The organism is Streptomyces sp. NPDC050508 (genome assembly GCF_040655155.1).
Taxonomy (GTDB): Bacteria; Actinomycetota; Actinomycetes; order Streptomycetales; family Streptomycetaceae; genus Streptomyces.
The window spans coordinates 203,316-217,766 of record NZ_JBFAJJ010000016.1 but is presented as its reverse complement, the minus strand read 5'-3'; the positions used below and the strand labels follow the sequence as shown (position 1 = coordinate 217,766).

The window sequence follows — 14,451 nt, the reverse complement described above, 5'->3', positions numbered from 1 at the left end:
GTGGTGGTCGCCGCCGTAGAAGGTGGCGGGGTCGGGCTCGTTGAGCGGAGCGCCCGTGCGGACGCGGTGGGGCAGGTCGGGGTTGGCCAGTGCCGTGGCGCCGACCGAGAGGGCGTCGGCCAGACCGGAGTTGAGGTCGGCGAAGCGGGTGTCGAGCGGGGTGCCGCCGCGGTTGACGATCAGCGCCGGGTAGACGTCGTGTATGTCGTGCTCGGTGCTGTCCTTGTAGGGGTTGCCGGGAGAGATGCGCAGGCCGGTGCGGTCGGCGCCGATCTCGGCGGCCCCCGCGGACGTCACCTCGGTGGCGAAGCGGATGCGGTGGGCGACGGAGCCGCCGTACCGGTCGATGCGCTCGTTGGCGTAGGAGGAGAGGAACTGGTGGACGAGGTAGCCGTTGCCGCCGTGGATCTCCACGCCGTCGAACCCGGCGGCGACGGCCGCCGCCGGCGGAACTCGTCGACCACACCGGCGATCTCGTCGGCGGTGAGGGCCCGGGGGACGGGCATCTCCTGGAGGCCGGTGGCGGTGAACATGAGGCCCTTGGGCTGTACGGCCGAGGGGCGACGGGCGTGCGGTGGTGCGGGGTGTTGTCCGGGTGGGAGACACGGCCGGCGTGCATCAGCTGGACCGTGATGCGTCCGCCCTCGGCGTGGACGGCGCCGGTGACCTGTCGCCAGCCGGCGATGTGCGCGTCGGTGTGGATTCCCGGCGTCAGGAGGTAGCCCTGACCGTCTTCGGACGGCTGGGTGCCCTCGGTGATGATCAGGGGCATGGAGGCCCGCTGCCGGTAGTACTCGACATTGAGCTCGCTGGGAAGGCCGTCCGCCAGGGAGCGGTCACGGCTCATGGGCGCCATGACGAGCCGGTGCGGCAGTTTCATGGCACCGACGGTGACGGGGGTCCAGACAGTCATGGGTGAGCGCCTTCTGCTTCAGGGGTGATCAGAGTCGGGTGGGGAGGGGCTAGAGGGAGGTGAGGGCGCGTACGCGGTCGGCGAGGGCACGGCGGGCGACGTCGGTGGTGAAGGCGATGGAGTCGAACTCGTGCGGGACACCGGGGTGGAGGTGGAACTCCACGGGTACGCCGGCCCGGCTGAGTTTGAGGGCGTAGGCGAGGTCCTCGTCGCGGAAGACGTCGAGCTGGCCGACCTCGATGTAGGCGGGAGGCAGACCGCTCGCGTCCTCCAGGCGGGCCGGAGCGGCCGTGGCGGGTACGTCGGGTCCGCCCGCGGCGTCGCCGAGCAGGGCCGGCCAGGCGGTGCGGCTGTCGTCGTAGGACCACAGCAGGTAGGGCTCGATGTGCGGGTCGGGCGTGGTGGTGCGGTCGTCGAGCATCGGCATGAGCAGGATCTGCCGGGCGATCGCCGGGGCGCCGCGTTCCCGGGTGAGGATCGACAGCGCCGCGGCCAGTCCGCCTCCGGCACTGTCGCCCATCACACCGATCCGCGCGGGGTCGACACCCAGCTCGTCCGCGTGCTGGTGCAGCCAGCGCAGGGCGGTGTACGCGTCCTCGACCGGTGTGGGGAAGGGGTGTTCGGGGGCCCGGCGGTATTCGACCGACAGCATCGGCACCCCGCTGGCGGAGACGTAGCGGGCAACGGGGCCGTCGAACAGGTCGATGTGGCCGAAGATGTACCCGCCGCCGTGGAAGAACAGCGCGGCCGGACCGGTAGGGGCGCCTGTCTTGGCGTACCAGCGCATGGTGATCTTCGTGCCGTCGTCGGCGGTCGCGTAGTACTCGGTGGTCGTGACGTCGGCCGGGACCGGCTGGGCCGCCGAGGCGGCACCGATGATCGGTTCCCACATGGCGCGGCGCGCGGCGACGTCGCCGACCGGCGGAAGGGTGGCGCCCGCCATGGCCTCGGCCATGGCGGCGAACACCTGGGTGAACTCGGGGTCGAAACTGAGTGGCATGGCTGTCCCGCCTTCTTGGTTGGTTGGTTGGTTGGTTCTGATCTGGTCATTCGTGGAATCAGCGGGCCCAGAAGTTTCCGGGTTCGGCTGGCAAGGGTTCGCCGTTGGACGGTTCAGGAGACCTGGCCGTCTGGAGTCCCGCACCGGCTCGACCGCCGGGACGGGCAGCGCGACCTCAACGTTCGCTCCACGTGATGTGCTTCAATTTTGAAGCGTTAGGAGGCTGAAGGACACTCCGGTTTCGAAGCGGCATTACAGGGTGAGAGGGCGGCGACTGCCGCTAAGGACCGACAGCGGCCAGGAGTTGGAGCTTGCGATGGCTCGGGGAGCCGGGCGTGGCGGTGAAGACCAGCAGCTGCTGGCACTGCTCGGGATCTATCAGCATCTCGGAGTAGAGCTCCAGTTCCCCCAGCTCGGGGTGCAGGTAACGCTTGAGGTCGTGGTGATGGGTCACCCCCACCTCGTGCAACCGCCAGATCTCCGCGAACTCGGGGCTGGCCTCAAGCAGGGCCGCGACGATCTCACCGGCCTTCCCCGTGGGGTCCGCCGTGTAGGCGTCCCGGATCTCCGCGGCGAACACCCTGCCCCGCAGCGGATGGTCCTCCACCGGATACAGGCCGCGGACCTGCGGATCGTCGGTGAACCAGCGGTAGACCAGGTACCGGGACAGACCCGAGTACCGGGTGAAGTCACCGAGCAGCGCAACCGCCGGACGCGTCTGCAAAAGCGCCTCACCGAACCGTGACAGCACGATGGCGGGCACGTCCGAGAGGCCGGCGACGATCCGCATCATCGTGGGACCCACATGGTCATCACGCACGATCCGCCGGGGCGCCGCGATCCCGCCGAGGGTGAAGAGGTGGTCGCGCTCGTTCAGGTTGAGCCGCAACGCCCGGGCCAGCGCGACGAGCATCCGCTCGGAGGGAGCCGGACCACGCTGCTGCTCGATCCGGCTGTAGTAGTCGGCCGACATACCGGCCAGCGCCGCCACCTCCTCGCGCCGCAACCCACCGGTGCGGCGCCGCTGCCCACGAGGAAGCCCGACATCCTCCGGCTGCAACACCTCACGACGCGCGCGAAGAAAATCCGCCAGCAACGCCCGGTCCATCGTCCGACCTCCCCTGTTCGACACACCCATCCTGGCGCGAACCGAAAATTAGATGAAGGCCGACTTTAACCGCGGACAAGTTGTCCCTGGCTGGGCTTCAGTCGGCTCGCCCGGGCCTGCGCATCTGCCTGTCGGACGGGTACCGTCCCCAACACCCGGACCACTGGCTTGAGACCTACCGGAGCGGCAGAGTGAGCTGCCCTGAGTTTCGTAGAGTCCGGTGATCTTGATTCAGGCGTACTGCGGGGCGGCTTCCTGTTGTCGCCACCAGTCGCGTTCGTACTCGGCGGGCGGTACGTAGTCGAGGGCCGAGTGGAGCAGTTCCTCGTCGTACCACGTGACCCACTGGAAGATCGCCCGCTCGACCTGGTCGACGTCCCTCCACGGGCCCTGCATCTCGATCAGCTCGGCCTTGACCCGATGCCGGACGGCCTCTCGGTATACTGAATTGATACATATTGCGACCCCTGGGTGCTGTGATGAATGAGGCCGGAGTCCTTCTTGATGCGGCGTCTCCACAACGCCATTTCCAGGGCCGCAAACGGCAGTTCGGTCCGCATGTTGTTCGCGACCTGCCAGCCGACGATCATCCGCGAGTACACGTCCAGGACGTACGCCACGTACGCCCAGCCGGACCGGTTGCGAACATACGGTCGGCGCCGATGCGGGTTCCGGCGGAGGTGATCACCGCGGCGCCGTCCTCGGACGCGACCCGCACCCGGTAGCGCCCGCCGAACTCGTTGGCCGACGCGAACACCTCGATCGGGCCGGTCACATCGAGCAGCCGGACGCCCGGGAAGACGAGGACGGTGACGGTGAGGGGGCCCGTTCCGGGACGGTTGTGGTTCATCGGACAGCCAGCATGCGCCGGTGACCGGTGGCTGTGCCACGACCGGCTGCCTCTCTGCTGGGAGACAGCGGCTTCCAGCAGGGCCCCTGCGAGCTGCGGCCCGGGAGGCTACGTGGAGGGCAGACCTGGTTGCCCGACGACCGGCAGTCGCAGGGACGTGTGCGCCAGGTCCAGGGTGATCGTCGGCCGGTCCGCCGCACGATCGGCGATGCCCCAGTCGGTGCCCGCGACGATCAGGGCCAGCCGGTGCCCGGCCGGGACGACGTGGTCGACGCTCGCGAGCGTGAGAGTGAGGGGATACGGCTTGCCGGGCGTGAGCGGTTGGACCCTGTGCGCGTCGGTGGCGGTGCCGAGCGCGGCCCAGTCCCGGCTGAAGACGGTGCTCGTGACGTGCATGGTGTCGGTCGCCGTCTTCTTGTAACAGGCGCTGTCCTGGGCCGAGTTCTCGCCCCAGCAGGACGTTCCGGAGACCGTGGTGATGCCCAGGCCACCCGGGTTGTAGTCGCGGATGGTGGCCGGGCCCAGGTCGACGAGGACCGCCGACAGGTTCGCGGTCGCGGTCGTCGAGGTGGCGGTGACGGTCACCGTCGGGGCCCCGGAGACGCGCAGCGGTTTCGTGAGCGGTTCGGTGACGAAGCCGGCCTTCTCGCCGGTCGCCTGGTCGATGTGCGCGGCCCAGTCGATCTCGGACTCGCCGGTGGCGTCGGTGAAGGTCTCGGTCCCGCTTCCGGGCTTCGTACCGAGCGTTCCCACGCCCGCCTGCGAGCCCTGAACGGGGAGGAGACTCACGGGAGTTGTGGACTTCGGCGGCCAGACCGTGTCCGTCGTCCAGTGGTCCGGGGTTCGTTCGATGTCGGCCATCGGCGCGCGGTCGATTCCGTTGTCGTAGCCCAGGAGTTCGTGGTCGAACCAGTGGTGCAGGGTGTCCACCCAGGCGCCGCGACGGTAGTCGAAGGGGTCGACGTGGCCGGTCTGGGAGAGCCAGATCTTGCGCTCGACGCCGTTGTCGGCGAGGGCGTCCCACCACTGGCCGAATTCCTTGGTGCGGACCGTGAGGTCCTGTTGGCCGTGTACGACGAAGACGCTCGCCTTCACCTTCTTCGCGTGCGTCACGTAGTCCCGCTCGGCCCAGATCGGGGACCAGTCACCGGATTTGACCGTCGTGGCGTTGAGCGGCTTGTTCACGGCGGCGCAGCGCTTGCCGACGGCATCGCTCTCGACCATGCGGATCAGGGCGCCGGGGGTGGGCGCGTTGCCGACCAGCCCGGCTCCCTGGGAGAAGTAGGCGTCGTACCAGGAGGAGATCGAGCTGATCGGGACGATCGTCTTGAGGCCCTGCACACCGGTGGTGGCGACCCCGTTGGCGATGCTGCCGTCCCAACTCTTGCCGATCATGCCGGTGTTGCCGTTGGTCCAGGTGGCCCGGGCAGGGGCGGTGCCGCTGTGCGTGGTGTAGGCGTGGGCACGGCCGTTGAGCCAGTCGATGACGGTCTTCGTGGACTGGATGTCGATGGGTCCGCCGGCGTCCGTGCAGCCGTCGGAGCGGCCGGTGCCGGGGAGGTCGACGGCGACGAAGGCGTAGCCGCGCGGGACGAAGTAGTTGTCGTAGAAGAGCGGGAAGCGGGCCGGGTGTCCCTGGGGGTCGTAGGTCTTCTTCTGGTTCTCGTTGCCGCGGCCGCAGCAGGAGTAGTAGGGGCTGGCCTCCATGATGACCGGTATCTTGCGGCCCTCGGCGGCGGGTTCGGCGGGGCGCACGATGTCGACGGCCAGCCGGTCGCTCTTCCCGTCGCGGTCCTCGTCGCGTCCGGTGTCGACCCAGACGGTCTCCCGGACGGCCTTCTTGTACGAGTAGACCGGCTTGCTCTCTCCGGAAGGACCCGTCGATGCCGACGCCCCCGCAGTCGTCGAGGTGGTGCCGACCGCCCGCGTGACCGTGGGGCTTGCCGAGGAGGAGCAGCCGACCAGCAGGGCGGCGGTCGCGGTCGCGACGAGGGCCGACAGCGCGAACGGCCTCCGGGGAGGGTGTTCGTGGGATGAGGTCGTGGAAATGTTGGGGTGCACGCATGGGTAACGCACCGGCCCCCGCTGGAGGTTGTCTTGACGTCGGCGAGAACAGTCAAGTCGCTCCGCGTTAAACCACACTGACGCTGCGTCAGCAACATGGGCGAATGTCGGACATGTGTCGCGTTCTGCTGGCAGTGGGTGGTATGCCGGTGGAAAATGCGGCTACGAGGCAGCCCGCGCACCGATCCGTCAGGATGTGATCCGCATGCTTCTCACCCAGGACGACTGGTACGAGACCTCGCGCGACCTCGACTGGACCTTTTCGTACGTGGACCGTGCCGCCGCCTTTCCCGCGGAGTGGACCGGCGCCGACGGCATCCCGGAGGACGCGTGGGACGCCTGGGAGGAGCCGTTCCGTGTCTCGTACCGGGACTACGTGCGCGTCCAGCGGGAGAAGGAGTCCGGGGTCAAGGCGGTGAGCAACGCCCTTCAGCGGGCGGGGAGTTACGACCAGTTACCCGCCTCCCATGTCGCCGCCTCGCAGATGCACATGGGCCTGATCACGATGGTCGAGTACATGGCCGTCACCATGCAGAGCCGCTTCTGCCGCTTCGCCCCCTCCCCGAAATGGCGCAACCTTGGCGTGTTCGGGCTGCTGGACGAGACCCGGCACACCCAGCTCAGCCTGCGCTTCTCACACGCCCTGCTGAAGCACGACACCCGCTTCGACTGGGCGCAGAAGGCCTACCACACCAACCAGTGGGCGGTCGTCGCGGCGAAGAGCCTCTTCGACGACATCATGCTCAACGCCGACTGCGTGGAGGCGTGCCTCGCCTCCAACCTGACCCTCGAACACGGCTTCAGCAACATCCAGTTCGTCGCGCTGGCCTCCGACGCGATGGCCGCCGGCGACGTCAACTGGTCGAACCTGCTCTCCTCCATCCAGACCGACGAGGCCCGCCACGCCCAACAGGGCTTCCCCACCCTGGAAGTGGTGATGGCCCACGATCCGCAACGCGCGCAGCGGATCGTGGACGTGGCGTTCTGGCGCGCCTCCCGGGTCTTCCAGACCCTCACCGGACCGGCGATGGACTACTACACGCCGCTCGACAAACGGAAGATGTCCTACAAGGAGTTCATGCTGGAATGGATCGTCGACCAGCACGAACGGGTGCTGGAGGACTACGGGTTGAAGCGCCCGTGGTACTGGGACGACTTCCTGTACTCCCTGGACAACGGCCAGCACGCGATGCAACTGGGGCTGTGGTTCTACCGGCCCACCCTGTTCTGGAACACCAGCGCCGGTGTGTCGAAGGACGAACGGGCCTGGCTGAACGACAAGTACCCCCAATGGGAAGAGAATTGGGGCGTCCTCTGGGACGAGATCATCCGCAACATCAACGCCGGACACATCGACCGCACCCTCCCCGAGACACTCCCCGCCCTGTGCAGCGTCACCCAACTGCCTCTGGGTACCGCCATGTCCCGCGAGCGGCTCAACCCCGTCTCCCTCGTCCGGGACGGCCGTGTCCACCACTTCGACAGCGAGATCTCCAAGTGGTGCTTCGAGCAGGAACCCGAGCGGTACGCGGGCCACCGCACGGTCGTCGACCGGTTCATCGGCGGCGACATCCAACCCATGGACCTGCCCGGCGCACTGGCATGGATGGGCCTCACCCCGGACGTCATGGGCGACGACACGGACGGCTACCGCTGGGCGCGCGAGTACGCCAACGAGCCCAAGGCATAAGGGGATTCATCCACATGGCACTGTTCCCCATCGTCGGCAGGCTGGTCGGCGACTTCATTCCGCACCTGGTGGCCGTCGACACCGACGACACCATGGACACGGTCGCGGAGAAGGTGGCCGTGCACAGCGTCGGGCGGCGGGTGGCGGCTCCGTCCGGCGTCCCGTCGTACGACGTGTACCTCGACGACCGGAAGATCGACCCGGCGGTGACACTCGGCGAACTGTCCCTGCTGCCCCTGCAATGGCTGGACGTGCGGTTCCGTGACTGAGGAAGCCCCCGACTATGTGCCGGTGGCTTCCCAGGACGCCCTGTGGGACGGCGAGATGGAGCCCTTCGAGGTCAACGGCACCGAGATCCTGCTGCTTCGCGTCGAGGGCGACTACCTCGCCTACCAGGGCACCTGCCCGCACCAACGGCAGTCCCTCGCCGAGGGAGAGCTCGACGGCACCGTCCTGACCTGCGCCTTCCACCTGTGGGAGTTCGACGTGCGCACCGGCCGGGGCATCAACCCGCGCGGCTCCTGCCTCGTACGCCATGACACCCGTGTCGCCGACGGCCAGGTGTACGTCAGCCGCCACCCGTCCGACGAAAGGCCGGCACCCACTCCATGACCGTCTACGAACTGGACAGCGACGCCCCGCTCGACCCCGTCCTCGTCGGCCCGGTGCTGCGGTCCGGGCCGCTGGCCGACGCCGTCATCGAGGCGGTGTCCGACGACAACCCCGACCGTGACGTGTACGTCGTGGACCGCGACGACTACGTACGCGTCCACACGCCCAACGAGTGCCGGCTGACCCGGCGCAGTCTGGAGGAACACCTCGGCGGGACCTTCCCACTCTCCGCCCTGGAGATCGAAATGCCCTCCTTCAAGGGAAGGATGCGCTCCCGGTCGCAGGAATACCTGTGGTTCCACAGCGAGTGACGAGACAGCCAGGGACCAGGCAAACAGTGACCAGGCAGTCAGTGACGAAGTCAGGAGAAGCCATGGCACAGCAGCGCGACCGGCAGCGCGCGACCCGCCTGCGCACCTGGAGCGCCTTCGGCGACCTGGGCCGCCGCCCCAGCGAGTACGAGATCCTCACCCACGGCATGAACCACACCATGGGCGCCACCCCACTGGAACTGCCCCCCGACGCGCACGGCAACCGCTGGTTGCGCGAACACCGCGACGGCATGGCCCTGACCGTGCCGGACTGGGACGCCTTCCGCGATCCCGACCGGGTGACGTACGGCAGTTATGTGGCCATGCAGGACGACCGCGAGACGTACGTCGAGGGCCTGCTCGAACGCTTCGACAAGGAACAGCACGACGAACGCCTGACGGCACGTCAACTCGACCTGCTGGCACTGGCCTTCACCCCCGCCCGCTACCTGGTGCACGGGCAACAGATGCTCTCCGCCTACCTCCAACAACTCGCCCCCGGCAGCTACATCGCCACCTGCGCCGCCTTCCAGACCGCCGACCAGCTCCGCCGCGTCCAACTGCTCGCCTACCGCACCACCCAGCTGGCCCGAAGTCACCCCGACCGCGCCTTCACCATCGCCGAACGCACGACCTGGGAGAACCACCCGGACTGGCAACCGTTCCGCCGGGCCGTCGAGGAGGCGCTGGTCGCCTACGACTGGGACCTGGCCCTTGTCGCGTTCCAACTGGTCGTCAAGCCCGTCGCGGACGCCGTACTCCTGCACGGTCTGGCCCGCCGCCTCGACACCGTCGGCGTACCCCTCGACTCCCTGATCACCGACGACCTGTGGCGGGACGCCCAGCGCTCGGCCCGCTGGACCCGGGCCCTGCTGGAGTTCCTCTCCGACGCGGACCCCGGAAACCGGGCGGTCCTTCAGGGCCACCTCGACACCTGGGCCGCACACGGCACCGCCATGGCCGCCGCGGGCGCCCGGCTGATCGGCAGGCCGGACATCGAGGCCACGGCACTGGACACATGGGACCAACTGCTGTCAGTCGGCGGGTTGGCCCGCCCCCGGACATCGTCGGCGTGAACTCGGGGGAGTCCGGCGTCAGTTGACCAGGCGGCGTCCATCCGGCCGAGCAGTGCGGCCGACTCACCCTCGACGGACCGGCCGGTCAACGGGTAGTACGGCAAGGGGTGTTGGGACAATCCCCGGATCAGGACGGACGCCCGCCGAACTGCCAGTTGTGCACCTCGACGTCCGCGTACCGGTCCTCGGTCAGCACGGCGCGTGCCGTCACCGGGTCCGGTGCCCGGAGCAGCGCCGCCGTGCCCAGCCAAGTGGCACCGTCGTCGGACAACAGCGGCCCGTACGCGATCAGTTCGTCCCGGCCGGGCGGTACCGCGAGGTCCACGGCCTGCCCGGTGCCGAGGCCGATCACCAGATACCGGTTGCCGCCGGTCCGACCGCCGGGGAAGTCCCACATGGTGCGGCCCAGCGCGTTGCGCCACCGGCGCAGCAGCACGTCCCGGTAGACCCCGGCCTGGTAGTTCGGCTCGTCGAAGGCGAACGCGCGGGCGGCGGCCGGATCGGGCAGGTCGAGGATGTGCACGCTGCCGGTGGGGGTGTCGCCGTCGTCAGCGAGGGTCGGGCCCCGGGCGATCATCTCCTTGGCGTACTGATCCATGTAGGACCAGTGCTGTTCCAGCAGTTCGTCGCGCAGTGCCAGGGAGCCGGGCCGGTCGCGGTGGTAGCAGAGGAACTCCATGTCTGAAGGATCTCCTCGTGGAGGTGGCCGGGTCGAGCGGGTTTCCCTGCCCGACCCTCCGACCAGGTCATGCGGTTCAGGTGATCATGACCGGTCCGACCTCGTTCCTCACCCGGCGCCGACACCCTGCTCGCATGCCTTCAGGAATTCGATGAGCGCCGCGTTCACCTCGTCCGGGCGTTCCTGCTGGGTCCAGTGCCCGCAGCCGGCCAGCTCGATGGGCGCGCGCAACAGACTGGGCATGAAGTCCGGCAGCTGCTCGATGAGTTCACGCGCGCCGGGGAAGGCGGGGACGAGGTCGCGGTCGCCGTAGATGTACAGGGCGGGCCGGGTGACGACGGCGTTGCGCCACGGCGCGGTCAGGTCCCAGTTGCGGTCGAGGTTGCGGTACCAGTTCAGGGCGCCGGTGAAGCCCTTGGAGAAGCTCTCGGTGAGTACGTCGAGATCGTCCTCGGTGAGCCACTCCGGCAGCACCTCGGGATCCTCCATGGCCGCGAGCCAGCCCTTCTCGGGGTCGACGAGAGGCTGCATGATCTCGCCGCTGGGAGAGGCGGAACCGGAGGCTGAGTAGAGGAACTTGCGGAGCGTGGTGCGGGTGTCCCTGGCGAACTCGGCGTCGGCGACACCGGGGCGGTCGAAGTAGTTCCAGTAGAACCGGCCCCCGAAGAGCTCCTGCATCATGGCCAGCGGACGCTGCGTCCCCCGGTGCGGCGGCGGCACGCTCAGACCGGCCACCCCGAGCACCATGTCCGGCCGCAGCAACGCGGTGTGCCAGGCGACCGGCGCACCCCAGTCGTGTCCGACGACGTACGCCTTCTCCTCGCCCAAGGCCTGGATCAGGCCGACGACATCGCCGACCAGATGAAAGATGGTGTACGCGTCGACGTCGTCGGGATGGTCGCTGCTGCCGTATCCACGCTGGTCGGGGGCGACCACCCGGAAGCCCGCGTCGGCCAGCGGGCCGATCTGGCGGTGCCAGGAGTGCCATGACTCGGGGAAGCCGTGCAGCAGCACCACCAGGGGGCCTTCGCCCTGCTCGGCGATGTGCAGCCGGACGCCGTTCACGTCAACCATTCGATGCGCAACCATGGCGACGAGCCTACGTGTCGTGATCTTCGGGCGGCGGTGCGGGTCTTGGCCCCGAGGTGGGGTCCCGGCCGCTCAGTCGTGCTGTTCCGTGCCGTCCTCGTCCTGCTCCTGGTAGGAGTAGCGCTGCTCTTTCCAGGGGTCGGCGATGTTGTGGTAGCCGCGCTCCTCCCAGAAGCCGCGGCGGTCCTCGGTGAGGTACTCGACAGCGCGCAGCCACTTGGGGCTCTTGTAGCCGTACAGGTGCGGTACCACCAGGCGCAGCGGGAAGCCGTGTTCGGCGGTGAGGGGTTCGCCGTTGTGGTGGGTGGCCAGCAGGGTCTGCGGGGCTGCGAAGTCGGCCAGGCGGAGGTTGGCGGAATAGCCGTACTCCGCCCAGGCCATGACGTGCGTGACCTCCGGCGCGGGCGGGACCAGGGCCAGCAGAGCGGTCGCGGGGATGCCGTACCACTCGTGGTCGGTGGAGGTCGGGCCGGACGCGCAGTGCAGGTCGGCGACGACCGTGACGTGCGGCAGGGGAGCCAGTTCGTCGAAGGTCCAGCTGTGCTCGGTGCCGTCGGCGGTGGCGCCGTGGACCCGGAGGTTCCAGCGCTCGGCGCGGAAACGGGGGACCGGCCCGTAGTGCGAGACAGGCCATCCCTGCACATGGCGCTGGCCCGGCGGGATCCGGCGGGACGCGTCGGCGGCGGCCTCGGCTGTGCCCTGTCGGTCGCTTGCCACGCGGGACGTCCCTTCTTCGCCGGTGCACCGGTTACGGCCACCTTCCCCGAGCAGCGTAGGCGGTCACGCGCGACGGGGCCGAGGGCGGGTCCCGGTGCGGGCGCACGCGTCGCCTCTCACCGGCATTCAGGTCGCGGCACCTCGCCCAGCAGGGGGTTTCCCGGAGCCGACGCGTCGAGCGGGGAGGGCCGCGATCATGGGCGAACGGGAGGACACGGCACGGCAGGGGGCGGCGCGAGGCCCGGGTCCGTCGCGAAGGGCCCGGGCCGATCAACTCCTGACCGGGACGGACCCGAGTCAGACGGTGGCTAGGGACACTTCGGTCGACTTGATCAGGGCGACGACCGGCGAACCGGTCGCCAGGCCGAGGTCACCGACCGCGTCCTTGGTGATCGCGGCGGTCAGCTCGCCTCCGGCGACCGTGACCTTGACGACGGCCATCGCCCCGCCGGTGGCGACATCGCTGACCGTGCCGGGCAACTGGTTGCGGATCGACAGCCCCTCCACCCGGCCGGTGGCGAGCGCGACCTCGGTGGACTTCATCATGGCGCGTACGGCAGTGCCCTCGGCGAGCCCCAGGTCCTTCACCGCCTCCAGCGTGATCGCCGCCGTGAGGTCCTGGCCGCCGTCGAGGCGCACCTTCACGGTCGCCATCACCGCGCCCGGCGTGACGGCCGTGACGGTGCCGGGAATCTGGTTGCGGATGCTCAAGCTCATGACGGAACGCCTCACAGAGAAAAGGTCTGGATTGCCGGATTTGTTGCTGACTGTGAGTCCATAAGCTAGCCGTTCCCGGCGCGCCCGTCGCCGACCCCACCGCATCCGCCACCTGGGAGTTCGCTTCGTCCTGGCAGATCGGAGGAACTCGCGATCGGCGACGTCGACCGGCGGAATCCCGCCGCTCCGTCGAAGGTGTTCGCGCATGCTGGATCAGTGAAGGAAATGAGCTGGCAAATGCAAGGCGATCCGGATCCTTCGTCCCGTATCCGCGTTTCGATCAGGCCGTCGTCCGGGTACGGTCGTGCGGGAGGTGGTGGCCCGTGATCCAGATCGTGGAGCACGCACCGAAGGAAGGCCCCTACGCCCTCGGCGCCGCGCTGGAGGCGGCCGGGCTGCCGACTCGGGTCTGCCGGACCTGGGCGGGCGACCGGATGCCGGACACGGCCGACGACCTGGTGGGCCTCGTGGTGATGGGCGGAGCCATGGCCGCCTACGAGGACTTCCCCGGCCGTAGCGCCGAACTGGCCCTGTTGCGCGCCGCGTTGGACGCCGACATCCCCGTGCTGGGTGTCTGCCTCGGCGCGCAGCTGCTGGCCGTCGCGGCGGGTGGTGCGGCCCGGCCCGGCAATGGTGCACAGATCGGCTGGGCCGACGTACGGATGACGGAGGCCGCGCACGCCGACGCCCTGTTCACCACCGTTCCCGAGCGGCTGCGGGTGCTGCACTGGCACGGCGACACGATGGACCTGCCGGCCGGGGCGACACTGCTGGCCTCCTGCGACCGCTACCCGGTGCAGGCGTTCCGGATCGGCGGCTCGGCGTGGGGCATGCAGTTCCACCTGGAGGCCGACGAGTCGGCGGTCGGTGCCTTCGCCGACGCCTTCCCGGAGGAAGCGGCCACCGCCCCCGGCGTCGTGGAGTCCGCGCCCGCGGAACTGGCCGTGCTGGCCCGCCACCGTGACGGCGTGTTCAAGCGCTTCGCCGCCTTCGTCGCGGCGCGCGCCCAACAGACGGCCACGCGCGCCTTCTTCACCCGGCGGGCGGCCACCTGGGAGGAACGGTTCACGGGCGACGGCCCCCGGTACGCGGCGGCCGTCGACCGGATGGAACTGCGCCCCGGCCACCGTGTCCTGGACCTGGGCTGCGGAACCGGCCGGGCGCTGCCCGCACTCCGCGCACAGGTCGGCGACACGGGCCTCGTCCTCGGCATCGACCTCACGCCCGCCATGCTCACCGCCGCCCTCCGCGAAGGCCGTGACAAGGACGGGCACCTGCTGCTGGCCGACGCCTGCCGACTGCCGCTGCCGACCGCGACGCTGGACGCCATCTTCAGCGCGGGCCTGGTCAACCACGTACCCGACCCCGCGACGGCCCTGCGCGAATGGGCCCGAGTCACCGCCCCGGACGGCACGTTGCTGCTCTTCCACCCGTCCGGCCGCGCCGAACGCGCCGCCCGCCACGGCCGCCCCCTCGACCCGGACGACCCTCTCGCGGAGACCAACCTGCGCCCCGCCCTGCGGACGGCAGGCTGGGACCTCTCCTGCTACGAGGACGCACCGCACCACTTCCTGGCCCGCGCGTCACGGGTCGCCTCACGGGGTGAAGCGAGCCGGCCGTAGGGA

General features: G+C 69.4%; 16 protein-coding genes and 1 pseudogene. 6 read left to right on the top strand and 11 right to left on the bottom strand.

The genetic code is table 11. The features are described from left to right. Positions 1 to 9: 9 nt before the first annotated feature. The 7 genes and pseudogenes from AB0I69_RS37000 to AB0I69_RS36970 form a co-directional block, all read right to left on the bottom strand. Positions 10 to 913: pseudogene (locus AB0I69_RS37000) on the bottom strand (alkene reductase); the annotation flags it as partial. 49 nt (positions 914 to 962) lie between these two features. Continuing rightward, positions 963 to 1,913, bottom strand: coding sequence for an alpha/beta hydrolase (locus AB0I69_RS36995; protein ID WP_363100114.1), 951 nt, complete (start codon positions 1,911 to 1,913; stop codon positions 963 to 965). A gap of 280 nt (positions 1,914 to 2,193) precedes the next feature. Next, positions 2,194 to 3,021, bottom strand: a complete 828-nt coding sequence (locus AB0I69_RS36990; RefSeq protein ID WP_363100113.1) for a helix-turn-helix transcriptional regulator — start codon at positions 3,019 to 3,021, stop codon at positions 2,194 to 2,196. A 231-nt stretch (positions 3,022 to 3,252) separates the two neighbouring features. Continuing rightward, complete coding sequence (locus AB0I69_RS36985; RefSeq protein WP_363100151.1) at positions 3,253 to 3,474, bottom strand: integrase core domain-containing protein; 222 nt, start codon at positions 3,472 to 3,474, stop codon at positions 3,253 to 3,255. After that, positions 3,423 to 3,611, bottom strand: a complete 189-nt coding sequence (locus tag AB0I69_RS36980) for a hypothetical protein (RefSeq protein ID WP_363100112.1) — start codon at positions 3,609 to 3,611, stop codon at positions 3,423 to 3,425. Before AB0I69_RS36980 ends, AB0I69_RS36985 begins: the two co-directional genes overlap by 52 nt. Then, on the bottom strand, positions 3,608 to 3,871 hold the full coding sequence (locus AB0I69_RS36975) for a hypothetical protein (protein WP_363100111.1): 264 nt from the start codon (positions 3,869 to 3,871) through the stop codon (positions 3,608 to 3,610). Before AB0I69_RS36975 ends, AB0I69_RS36980 begins: the two co-directional genes overlap by 4 nt. 108 nt (positions 3,872 to 3,979) lie before the next feature. Continuing rightward, positions 3,980 to 5,932 carry a Xaa-Pro dipeptidyl-peptidase gene (locus AB0I69_RS36970; RefSeq protein WP_363100110.1) on the bottom strand — a complete coding sequence of 651 codons (1,953 nt, stop codon included), beginning with the start codon at positions 5,930 to 5,932 and terminating at the stop codon, positions 3,980 to 3,982. A 208-nt stretch (positions 5,933 to 6,140) separates the two neighbouring features. Between AB0I69_RS36970 and AB0I69_RS36965 the strand changes: the two genes are divergently transcribed. From AB0I69_RS36965 to AB0I69_RS36945, 5 genes are all read left to right on the top strand, one after another. Next, positions 6,141 to 7,625, top strand: a complete 1,485-nt coding sequence (locus AB0I69_RS36965; protein ID WP_363100109.1) for a toluene monooxygenase — start codon at positions 6,141 to 6,143, stop codon at positions 7,623 to 7,625. A 14-nt stretch (positions 7,626 to 7,639) separates the two neighbouring features. Beyond that, positions 7,640 to 7,894 (top strand): toluene-4-monooxygenase system B family protein, encoded by a 255-nt coding sequence (locus tag AB0I69_RS36960; protein ID WP_363100108.1) that lies wholly within the window; start codon positions 7,640 to 7,642, stop codon positions 7,892 to 7,894. After that, on the top strand, positions 7,887 to 8,237 hold the full coding sequence (locus AB0I69_RS36955; protein ID WP_363100107.1) for a Rieske 2Fe-2S domain-containing protein: 351 nt from the start codon (positions 7,887 to 7,889) through the stop codon (positions 8,235 to 8,237). The genes AB0I69_RS36960 and AB0I69_RS36955 overlap by 8 nt, the downstream gene beginning before the upstream one ends. Then, the gene (locus tag AB0I69_RS36950; protein WP_363100106.1) at positions 8,234 to 8,548 is read left to right on the top strand and encodes an MmoB/DmpM family protein; all 315 of its coding nucleotides are present in this window, start codon (positions 8,234 to 8,236) and stop codon (positions 8,546 to 8,548) included. The genes AB0I69_RS36955 and AB0I69_RS36950 overlap by 4 nt, the downstream gene beginning before the upstream one ends. Before the next feature lie 62 nt (positions 8,549 to 8,610). Further along, the gene (locus AB0I69_RS36945) at positions 8,611 to 9,624 is read left to right on the top strand and encodes a toluene hydroxylase (protein ID WP_363100105.1); all 1,014 of its coding nucleotides are present in this window, start codon (positions 8,611 to 8,613) and stop codon (positions 9,622 to 9,624) included. A gap of 127 nt (positions 9,625 to 9,751) precedes the next feature. On the opposite strand, the gene AB0I69_RS36940 is transcribed toward AB0I69_RS36945, so the two are convergent. The 4 genes from AB0I69_RS36940 to AB0I69_RS36925 form a co-directional block, all read right to left on the bottom strand. Then, positions 9,752 to 10,303, bottom strand: coding sequence for a YciI family protein (locus AB0I69_RS36940; RefSeq protein WP_363100104.1), 552 nt, complete (start codon positions 10,301 to 10,303; stop codon positions 9,752 to 9,754). A gap of 108 nt (positions 10,304 to 10,411) precedes the next feature. After that, the gene (locus AB0I69_RS36935; protein ID WP_363100150.1) at positions 10,412 to 11,377 is read right to left on the bottom strand and encodes an alpha/beta hydrolase; all 966 of its coding nucleotides are present in this window, start codon (positions 11,375 to 11,377) and stop codon (positions 10,412 to 10,414) included. A gap of 87 nt (positions 11,378 to 11,464) precedes the next feature. Beyond that, positions 11,465 to 12,109, bottom strand: a complete 645-nt coding sequence (locus AB0I69_RS36930) for a molybdopterin-dependent oxidoreductase (protein ID WP_363100103.1) — start codon at positions 12,107 to 12,109, stop codon at positions 11,465 to 11,467. 297 nt (positions 12,110 to 12,406) lie between these two features. Continuing rightward, positions 12,407 to 12,826, bottom strand: a complete 420-nt coding sequence (locus tag AB0I69_RS36925) for a TOBE domain-containing protein (RefSeq protein WP_363100102.1) — start codon at positions 12,824 to 12,826, stop codon at positions 12,407 to 12,409. A gap of 323 nt (positions 12,827 to 13,149) precedes the next feature. On the opposite strand from AB0I69_RS36925, the gene AB0I69_RS36920 reads away from it, so the two are divergent. Next, a complete protein-coding gene (locus AB0I69_RS36920) occupies positions 13,150 to 14,448 on the top strand; it encodes a methyltransferase domain-containing protein (protein WP_363100101.1) in 1,299 nt (432 codons plus the stop codon). The last annotated feature ends 3 nt before the right edge of the window (positions 14,449 to 14,451 follow it).